Consider the following 8481-nt stretch of genomic DNA (forward strand, 5'->3'; position numbering starts at 1 on the left):
TCGCACGCCGGGCCTGTCGAGGAGGCGTGCCAGACCCGACACCGCGAGGGCGTGTCCGCTCACAGGAATCGTCCGGGCACGACCTGTCCGTTCTCCAGGTGCGGCGGCACGTAGCCGCCGCGATGGCGTTCGCTGAAGAGCCCCGTCGCGACCAGCGAGAGAATCACCAGGGCGATCCCCGCAAGGGTCAGCCGGAAACCCTGTCCCTCCCAGTGCACGCGCTGGTCCGGCCGCCGCCCACGGATTGCCAGGTAGAGCGCGAAGAGCAGGAACGGCGAGAGGAAGATCAGGAGTTCTTCGAGGACGCGGCGGATCATGGATGTCTCGAACGGCGAGGGGATGGGGGCGGCGTCAGGGAAAGAGGCGCTCCCGCAAGTTGTTCACGATTCCCGCGGTGACGCCCCAGATCCGGAACTCGCCGTAGGTGATGGCGTAGTAGCGCCGCTGCCGCCCGCGCCAGACCGCGCTCTCGATGCGGCGTTGCTCCGGGTCGAGGAGATGGCTCAAGGGCACCTCGAAGGTGGTGGCGACCTCGTCCGGGTTCAGGCGTAGGTTCACCCCCGGGTCGACGAGGCCGAGGACGGGCAGCACGAGGTACCCCGTGGCCGAGAGATAGGGATCGAGGTAGCCGAGCACACGGATCGCCTCTGCGACAAGTCCGACCTCCTCACGGGCCTCGCGCAGGGCGGCATGGGCCGGGCTCGCATCGTCGTCGTCGATCTTGCCGCCGGGAAACGCGATTTGCCCCGAATGGTCCCGCAGATGCGCCGCCCGCACGGTGAACAGGACGTGGAGGCCGTCCGCCCGAGGCAGCACCGGCACGAGCACCGCGGCGCGCCGGTGCGGGGTTTCCGGCACAACCGCAGCCTCGGGTCCGTCGAGGTCGTGATCGCCGCGGGGATTCGCGGTCGGAGCGCCATCGCCCGGCGGCTCGGCGCACAGGTGCGCGGCGGCCCGGGCGAGGAGGTCCCCCAGCGCGTCGTCGTGCGTCATGCGCTCTCGGCTGGCGCGATGCGGTGGAAGGCGCTCCCGGCCGCGACGCCGAGCCAGCCGTCCCGCTCCTCGGCCAGCGCGAGGAGGTCGTAGGTCAGCGCCCGGGTCAGCAGCGCCCAGAGGTCGCGGCGGACATGGACGTAGGGACGCAGGCCGCCGCCCGCATCCTGCTCGAAGCGCAGGGCGTGGTCGGCATCGACCGGGACGAGATCGTCGACATTGGTGCGGAAGGCGATGCGTCGCGCCGGACCGTCGCCCTCGACCGCCATCTCCACGGCGACGAAGGGGGCATCCTCAACCGTGACGCCGACGCTCTCCACGGGGGTGACCAGGACGTAGCTGCCGTCCGGCTCGCGCCGTAGGATCGAGGCGAACAGCTTGACCAAGGCCGGACGACGGATCGGCGCGCCCTCGTGATGCCAGGTCCCGTCGGCGCCGATCCGCATGTCGATCGCCCCGCAGAAGGGCGGGTTCCATCGCTCCACCGGCGGCGGGCCGCGGCGCGCCGCATCGCCGAGGGCGGCGCTGAGGCGGTCGATCGTCGGGTCGGCGACGGGAGGCGCTGGATCGGCAGGCGCTGGATCGGTCATGGGGTACAAGATAGCGCATCCGGGCGACGGGGGAACGGCGTGCGGTGGCCTCTCCCCGCTCTTGGGCGCGGCCCGCTCGCGCAGGCCTGAACCCTGCGTCGTCGCGCCGACCTTGCCAGCGTGCCGGAAAGGGCGCCACACTCGCCCGCAGACGGCCGACGCCAGGCCCGCCCCTCGATGGCGCATTCCCGCTCGCGCGGCCCTCCACGGCCGGCGCGGAGAAGCCAGGACCGATACGCATGATTCAGGGCTCCCAGCCAGCCACCACCCTCGATGACGGCATCGTCGCCACGGCGGAAGCCTGTCTCGGCTCGGTGGGGCAGGCCCGCGAGGCGATCCACAAGGTCATCTTCGGCCAGGAGAAGGTGGTCGATCTCGCCCTGGTCACGATCCTGGCCGGCGGCCACGGCCTCCTCGTCGGCCTGCCGGGTCTCGCCAAGACCAAGCTCGTGGAGACACTGGGCACCGTCCTCGGTCTCGATGCCCGCCGGGTGCAGTTCACACCGGACCTGATGCCGTCCGACATCCTCGGCACCGAGATCCTCGACGAGGATGCCGACCGCCACCGCTCGTTCCGCTTCGTCAAGGGCCCGGTCTTCACCCAGCTCCTCATGGCGGACGAGATCAACCGCGCCAGCCCCCGCACGCAGTCGGCCCTGCTTCAGGCGATGCAGGAGCACTTCGTCTCGGTGGCGGGCGAGCGCCACGACCTGCCGCGTCCCTTCCACGTACTGGCCACCCAGAACCCGATCGAGCAGGAGGGCACCTATCCGCTGCCCGAGGCGCAGCTCGACCGCTTCCTCCTGGAGATCGACGTCGGCTATCCCGACCGCGCCGCCGAGCGCCGCATCCTGATCGAGACCACCGGAATCGACGAGCACAAGCCGCAGGCGGTGATGTCCACCGAGGCGCTGCTCACGGCCCAGCGCCTCGTGCGCCGCCTGCCCGTCGGGGACGCGGTGGTCGATGCCATCCTCGATCTCGTGCGCGCCGCGCGTCCCGAGGGCGGCGATCCCGCGCTCAAGGGCAAGCTGCTCTGGGGGCCGGGCCCCCGTGCCAGCCAGGCGCTCACCCTGGCGGTGCGTGCCCGCGCCCTGATCGAAGGCCGCGTCGCCCCCTCCATCGACGACGTGAAGGCGCTGGCCGAGCCGGTGCTGAAGCACCGCATGGCGCTGAGCTTCGCGGCGCGCGCCGACGGCGAGACCATTCCGGGCCTCATCGCCCAGCTCGCCGGCAAGCTCTAGGGCATGGCGATCCCCCGGCCCGGCGGCGGCGCCACCCAGGTCCTCGACCGGAGTGCCCGCGCTCCGGGGCGCCGCGAGACCGAGAGCGCGCTCGCCCTGGCCGAGCGGATGCCGCGTCTGATCCTCGAATCCCGCCGGGTGTCCTCGACGCTGGCCCACGGCATTCACGGCCGCCGTCGGGCCGGGCCGGGCGAGAGCTTCTGGCAGTTCCGGCCCTTCGTCGCCGGCGAGGCCGCCGCGCGGATCGACTGGCGCCGCTCGGCCCGCGACGACCGGCTCTACGTGCGCGAGCGCGAATGGGAAGCCACCCACAACATCTGGTTCTGGATCGATCGCTCCGCCTCGATGGGCTTTTCCTCGCATCTGGCGCAGGCCCCTAAGGTAGAGCGCGCGCTGGTCCTTGGTTTCGCGCTGGCCGACGCCCTGGTGGAAGGCGGCGAGCGCACCGGCCTGCTCGGCCTTACCCGCGCCACCGCCTCGCGCCGCATCGTCGAGACGATGGCCCAGGCCCTCGTGGCCGACGGCAAGGGGCAGGACGACGACGCTCCGCCGCCCGCCACGCCGGGCCGATTCGACGAGGCCGTGCTGATCAGCGATTTCCTGTCGCCGCCCGAGGCCGTGAAGGCATCGGTGGACCGGCTCGCCGGACGGGGCACGCGGGGCCACCTCGTGATGATCGTCGATCCCGTCGAGGAGACCTTTCCGTTCTCGGGGCAGGCGGTCCTGCACGATCTCGAATCGAAGTTCAGCCTCAATGTCGGCGATGCCGGGGCCTGGGGCGAGGCCTACCGGGTGCGGATCGCCGCCCATCGCGATCGCCTCGCGGAGATCGCACGGACCCAGGGCTGGACCCTGACGATCCATCGCACCGACCGGCCGGCGAGCGAGGTGGCCCTGCGCCTCCTCACCCTCGTCGCCGCGGCGCGCGGGACCGGCTGAGGATCGCCGCATGCTCGGATTGCCCCTCACCTTCGCCGCGCCTCTGGCGCTCGCCGCGCTCGTCGCCCTGCCGGCCCTGTGGTTCCTGCTGCGGGTGACCCCGCCGCGGCCGCGCCGCATCGACTTCCCGCCGCTGCGGATCATGGCCGACCTCCTGGGTAAGCGCGAGACGCCGGCGCGGACACCGCCCTGGCTGCTGATCCTGCGCATCCTGGCGGCCGCCTGCCTGATCCTGGCGGTGTCCGGCCCGGTCTGGAATCCGTCCGGCACGGGCGCCGCCGCCGGGCGCACGCCGCTCCTCGTCGTCCTCGACAACGGATTCACCGCCGCGCACGATTGGCGCGACCGCCTGCGGGTCGCCACCGACGCGATCGAGGGCGCGGCCCGCGACGGCCGGCCCGTGGCGGTGACCGCCCTGGCCGAACCGGCCGCCGCCCTCGAGGCCCGGGTGCCGGCCGCGGCGCTGGAACGCCTGCGCGCCATCGCGCCGCGTCCGCATCTGGCCGACCGCGCCGCGCACCTGCCGTCGCTCGCCGCTTTCCTGGAGCGCAGCCCGAGCACCGCCATCCTGTGGATCAGCGACGGCGTCGCGGGCCCGGGCGAAGAGACGTTCGGCAAGAGCCTCTCCGATCTCGTCGGCCGGACCGGGGCGGCGCTCACCATCCTGAAGGCCGACCGGCCCCCGGCGCTGGCGCTCTCGGCCGCCGAGGCCGGCGGCCGGCTCACCGCGCATGTCTTGCGGGCCGCCGCCAACGGCCGCGACACCGGCCTCGTGCGGGCCCTCGACCAGAAGGGCCTGCCCCTGGCCGAGCACGGCTTCACCTTCGCGCCGGACGCCACCGAGACCGAAGTCGGCTTCGACCTGCCGGTGGAGTTGCGCAACAGCATCAGCCGGATCGAGGTCGCGGCCGAGCGTTCGGCCGGCGCCGTGACCCTGGTCGACGAGCGCGGCAAGCGCCGCCGCGTCGGTCTCGTCTTCGGCGGGACCAGCGACCAGGCCCAGCCGCTGCTGGCGCCGACCTACTACCTGTCGCGGGCGCTCGGCCCCTATGCCGACGTGCAGGAGCCCCGGGGCGCCAAGGGCATCGCGGAATCGGTCGGGCAACTCCTCGACAACCAGGTCTCCGTCCTCGTCCTCGCCGATGTCGGCGCCCTCGACGGGCCGACGCTCGCCCGCGTCGAGCAGTTCGTCGACGACGGCGGCCTCCTGCTGCGCTTCGCCGGGCCGCGCCTCGCCGCCGGCAACGATCCCCTCGTGCCCGTGCGCCTGCGCCGCGGTGGCCGAACCCTGGGCGGCACGCTCTCGTGGGACAGCCCCAAGACCCTGGCGCCCTTTGCCCCCGAGAGCCCCTTTGCCGGCCTGACGCCGCCGGCCGATATCGGCGTGCGCCGGCAGATCCTGGCCGAGCCCGATGGCGATCTACCGGGCCGGACCTGGGCCTCGCTGCAGGACGGGACGCCGATCGTGACCGCGCAGAAGCGGGGCCAAGGCCTCGTCGTGCTCTTCCACGTCACCGCCGACACGACCTGGTCGAACCTTCCCCTGTCGGGACTGTTCATCGACATGCTGCGTCGGGTGGTGAACCTGGCCGGCGCCAAGGCGCTTCCGGTGGGCGATGCCGGGGCGCGGGCCACCGCCGTCCTCGCGCCGCGCCTCACCCTCGACGGGTTCGGTGCCCTCGGTGCCCCGCCGGCCGGCGCCACCGCGGTCTCCGCCGATTACGGCGACCGGGCGACCCTGGAACACCCGCCGGGCTTCTACGGCCCGGCCGATAGCGGCATCGCGGTCAACGCCCTCGCGATGGCCGACCGGTTGAAGCCCCTCGACTTCGCCGCCCTGTCCGGCGCCCGCCTCGGCTCCCTCGCGGGGGCCGAGACGCTCGACCTGCGCGCCACCCTCTTCACCCTGGCCCTGATGCTTCTCATCCTCGACACCCTCGCGGGCCTCTGGCTCGGCGGCTTCCTCCGGCGCGCAAGCGGCCTCGTCTCGCGCCCAGCCGCGATCCTCCTGGCGGGTCTCGCCCTCGGCGCCGTGGCCGGCGCACCGCAGCCGGTGCAGGCCCAGCCGGCCGCTCCCGCCCGCGCGGGCGCCTTCGAATCGGCCCAGGCGACCCGGCTCGCCTACGTGGTCACGGGCGACGAGGCGGCCGACACCGCGAGCCGCGCCGGCCTTTCCGGCCTGACCCAGATGCTGGCGAGCCGCACCGCCCTGGAGCCCGGCGACCCGATCGGCATCGACCCCGCCAAGGACGAGCTCGCCTTCTATCCGCTGATCTACTGGCCCATCGTGGCGGGGCGGCCGCAGCCGAGCGAGAGCGCGATCCGGCGCATCGACGCCTTCATGCGCAACGGCGGCACCGTGATCTTCGACACCCGCGATGCGCTCACCGCGCGGCCGGGTGGTCCGCCGACGCCGGAAGGCGCCTATCTGCGCAAGATGCTGGCGACGCTGGAGGTGCCCGAACTCGAGCCCGTGCCACCCGACCACGTGCTGACCAAGGCCTTCTACCTCGTCGACAACTTTCCGGGCCGCTACGCAACCGGCCAGACCTGGGTCGAAACCCTGCCGCCGGCGGGCGAGGGCACCGAGCGCCGTCCCGCCCGGGCCGGCGACGGCGTTTCGCCCATCGTCATCACCAGCAACGATCTCGCCGCCGCCTGGGCCGTGGGCAAGCGCGGCGAGCCGCTCTACCCCATCGTCGGCGGCGACCAGCGCCAGCGCGAGATGGCCTTCCGCGGCGGCATCAACGTCGTGATCTATACCCTCACCGGCAACTACAAGGCCGATCAGGTCCACGTCCCGGCGCTGCTGGAGCGGCTGGGCCAGTGATGAATTTTGTACCGGAGGCACCGCGCCCATGCTGAGCCTCAGCTTCACGCCCCTGGTCCCCTGGCCGGTACTGATCGGCTTCGGCGTTCTCGTCGCGGTCTTCGCCGTGCTGGCCTTCCTCGCCCGGGGTCGCACCGCGATCCTGCGGGCGCTCGCCCTGGCCCTGGTGCTGCTGGCGATCGCGAATCCGTCCCTGGTGCGCGAGGACCGCGAGCCGGTGAAGGACATCGCCGCCATCGTGGTCGACCGCTCGGGCTCGCAGGCGCTGGGCGACCGCCCGGCCATGACCGATGCGGTGCGTGCCGAGTTGCAGCGTCGCTTCGGGGCCCTGACCAACATCGAGCCGCGCTTCATCGATGTGCCCGACGCCAAGGACGGCGACGAGGGCACCCGGCTGTTCACCGCCCTGTCGCAGGCGCTGGCCGACGTGCCGGCCGAGCGCCTGGCGGGCGTCGTCATGCTCACGGATAGCGTGGTGCACGACATTCCCGCCTCGGTGGCGGCGCTGGGCCTGAAGGGTCCGCTCCACGTCCTCGTCACCGGTCATCCGGACGAGCGCGACCGGCAGATCAAGCTCATCGAGGCGCCCCGCTTCGGCATCGTCGGGCGCGATCTCACCATCCGGGCCGAGGTGATGGAGCGCGGCGGCACCGGCAGCGCCACCGTCACCGTGCGCCGCGACGGCGAGGAGGTTGGGCGCCGGACCTTCCCCACGGGCCAGCCCTTCTCCCTGACCATGCGGATCGAGCATGGCGGCCCGAACGTGGTCGAGATCGAGGTCGAGCCCCTGCCGGGCGAACTCACCACCATCAACAACCGCGCGGTCCTGCCCATTGAGGGCATCCGCGAGAAGCTGCGGGTGCTCCTCGTCTCGGGCGAGCCGCACCAGGGCGAGCGCACCTGGCGCAACCTGCTGAAATCCGATGCGAACGTGGACCTCGTCCACTTCACCATCCTGCGGCCGCCGGAGAAGCAGGACGGCACGCCGATCTCCGAACTCTCCCTGATCGCCTTCCCGACGCGCGAGCTGTTCGTGCAGAAGATCAAGGATTTCGACCTCATCATCTTCGACCGCTACGCCAACCAGAGCGTGCTGCCCTCGGCCTATTTCGACAACATCGTCCGCTATGTCCGCGAGGGCGGCGCCCTGCTGATCGCGGCCGGCCCCGAATTCGCATCGCCCTCCAGCCTGTCCCGCACGCGGCTCTCCGCGATTCTGCCCGGCGAGCCCAACGGGCGCGTGGTCGAGCAGCCCTACAAGGCCGCCCTCACGGGTGTCGGCAATCGTCACCCCGTCACCCGCGCGCTGCCCGGGTCCGACGCCTCGCCTCCGGCCTGGGGCGACTGGCTGCGCATCGTCTCTGCCCAAGTGAAGCCCGGCATCCAGCCGATCCTGCAGGGACCGAATGCCCTGCCGCTGCTCGCCCTGTCGCGCGAGGAGAAGGGCCGGGTGGCGCTGCTGCTCTCCGATCACGCCTGGCTCTGGGCCCGTGGCTACCAGGAGGGCGGGCCCTATCTCGACCTGCTGCGCCGGCTCGGGCACTGGCTCATGAAGGAACCGGCCCTGGAGGAGGAAGCCCTGCGGGCCCAGACCACCGGTCACGGCCGCGAGGTCCGCGTGGAGCGCCAGACCATGGCCGACACGGTGGAGCCCGTCACCGTCACGGGCCCGACCGGCGCTCAGCGCACCCTGTCCCTGACACAGGGTGAGCCCGGCCTGTTCGCGACGACCTTCGAGGCCACCGAACTCGGCCTGCACACCCTGCGCTCCGGCACCCTGGTGGCCTTCGTCAGCGTCGGGCCGCCGAATCCGCGCGAACTCGCCGACGTCTTCAGCGACACCGAGCGCCTGAAGGCCCTGGCCGAGGGCACCGGCGGCTCGATC

Annotated in this window: 7 protein-coding genes; 4 read left to right on the forward strand and 3 right to left on the reverse strand. The window is 72.6% G+C overall.

Annotated elements, in window-relative coordinates; translation table 11 throughout:
• Positions 1–59: 59 nt before the first annotated feature.
• From K2X24_RS01770 to K2X24_RS01780, 3 genes are read right to left on the reverse strand one after another with little or no spacing between them, the layout of a single operon-like run.
• The gene (locus K2X24_RS01770; RefSeq protein ID WP_292494100.1) at positions 60–317 is read right to left on the reverse strand and encodes a DUF6111 family protein; all 258 of its coding nucleotides are present in this window, start codon (positions 315–317) and stop codon (positions 60–62) included.
• A 34-nt stretch (positions 318–351) separates the two neighbouring features.
• Positions 352–993, reverse strand: coding sequence for a CoA pyrophosphatase (locus tag K2X24_RS01775; RefSeq protein WP_292494102.1), 642 nt, complete (start codon positions 991–993; stop codon positions 352–354).
• Positions 990–1583 carry a DUF1285 domain-containing protein gene (locus K2X24_RS01780; RefSeq protein ID WP_292494104.1) on the reverse strand — a complete coding sequence of 198 codons (594 nt, stop codon included), beginning with the start codon at positions 1581–1583 and terminating at the stop codon, positions 990–992. The genes K2X24_RS01775 and K2X24_RS01780 overlap by 4 nt, the downstream gene beginning before the upstream one ends.
• Positions 1584–1822: 239 nt before the next feature.
• Between K2X24_RS01780 and K2X24_RS01785 the strand changes: the two genes are divergently transcribed.
• The 4 genes from K2X24_RS01785 to K2X24_RS01800 all read left to right on the forward strand — a co-directional run.
• Positions 1823–2827 (forward strand): MoxR family ATPase, encoded by a 1005-nt coding sequence (locus tag K2X24_RS01785; RefSeq protein ID WP_292494106.1) that lies wholly within the window; start codon positions 1823–1825, stop codon positions 2825–2827.
• A gap of 3 nt (positions 2828–2830) precedes the next feature.
• The gene (locus K2X24_RS01790) at positions 2831–3766 is read left to right on the forward strand and encodes a DUF58 domain-containing protein (RefSeq protein ID WP_292494108.1); all 936 of its coding nucleotides are present in this window, start codon (positions 2831–2833) and stop codon (positions 3764–3766) included.
• Between the two features lie 10 nt (positions 3767–3776).
• Complete coding sequence (locus K2X24_RS01795; protein WP_292494110.1) at positions 3777–6596, forward strand: DUF4159 domain-containing protein; 2820 nt, start codon at positions 3777–3779, stop codon at positions 6594–6596.
• 28 nt (positions 6597–6624) lie between these two features.
• The coding region (locus tag K2X24_RS01800) for a hypothetical protein (RefSeq protein WP_292494112.1) at positions 6625–8481 on the forward strand (1857 nt) is incomplete at its 3' end.

The organism is Methylobacterium sp. (genome assembly GCF_019750675.1).
In the GTDB taxonomy this organism is placed as follows: domain Bacteria; phylum Pseudomonadota; class Alphaproteobacteria; order Rhizobiales; family Beijerinckiaceae; genus Methylobacterium.